The sequence below is a fragment of the Okeania sp. SIO2F4 genome (assembly GCF_010672385.1).
GTDB lineage: Bacteria > Cyanobacteriota > Cyanobacteriia > Cyanobacteriales > Microcoleaceae > Trichodesmium.
Genome location: NZ_JAAHGT010000182.1, coordinates 1 through 1,071 on the forward strand (window position 1 = coordinate 1; position 1,071 = coordinate 1,071).

1 protein-coding gene is annotated in these 1,071 nt (G+C 41.3%); it reads left to right on the top strand.

Annotated features, from left to right (window positions below; translation table 11 throughout):
* Positions 1-934: hypothetical protein (locus F6K22_RS13895; RefSeq protein WP_293098504.1), on the top strand; the 934-nt coding region annotated here is incomplete at its 5' end.
* Positions 935-1,071 lie beyond the last annotated feature (137 nt).

Genomic DNA, 1,071 nt, shown 5'->3' on the forward strand with positions numbered 1-1,071 from the left:
CTTGACACAAACTGACAGTTCATCTGGAGAGTTGAGTACTTCTTCAGTCCAAGAAATCGGACCAAGTTCAATTGAAGCTGAGAGTATTGGTGATAATGCAATCCAAGGAATGGAAGCAGCTACATATGTACAAAACTTGGGGTTTACTGAATTTACCGCCGGGCTAATTAATGGCACGTTTGATGCGATTATTGGGGCAACGGTGAAACAGATGGAAGCCTATGCTAAATTGGTTGCCGATCTCAGTAAATCGATCCAACAGTTTGAAGCCGAGAACGTCTCCGATGCTCAAATCGACCTCTATCTTGCTGAAGGCTACCCAGATGGAGAAGGCGGCACATCTGTCCGTCCAGGCTATAGCTTTTTAAACCTACCATCAGACTCAGAAACTGGAGCTTCAGAGAAAAGCGGAGGTGAGCAATTGCAAGATGTTGTGACAGCTCTCATCAATGAAACAAAGGGATTAGTCAAGCAAGAACTAAACTTGACCAGGGCAAAACTAAATATTCCCGACGGTGCAACCAGTTTTAATCAAGATCAAGTGACCCAGATCCGAGAATCAATTAGTGCTTTACTGGCGACAAATATGATTGAGCAGCTCAGACAAATGGCACAGGATGGTATGGCTCGGATTGTGGTTACTGATGGCGAAATTATGACAAAACTTACCTTTAATATTACCACAAGTGAAATACAAGAGAAACAGAAAGCAAATTACAACAAGAATATCAATCGTACCAACATAAAAGGTCGTGCAGGTGGGGGATGGTGGGGACTTAAAGCCAGTACAGATAACACCAATATCAATGTTAACTCTATGAATGAAACATCATTTGACTCTACTACCATGAGTACAGAAATGATTGGTCAGGTGAAAATTCGTTTCAAAACGGAGTCTTTTCCGCCTTATGTTCCTCCAACTTCTTCAGAATAGACATCTCCGGAAAAGAGGGAACAGGGAACAGGGAACAGGGAACAGGAAGAAAGAATAGATAATTTATGGATGAGAATTGATTTGATTTTTAATTTTTGGAGATGTCTAATAAGAGGCACAATAATCCAGTAAACATC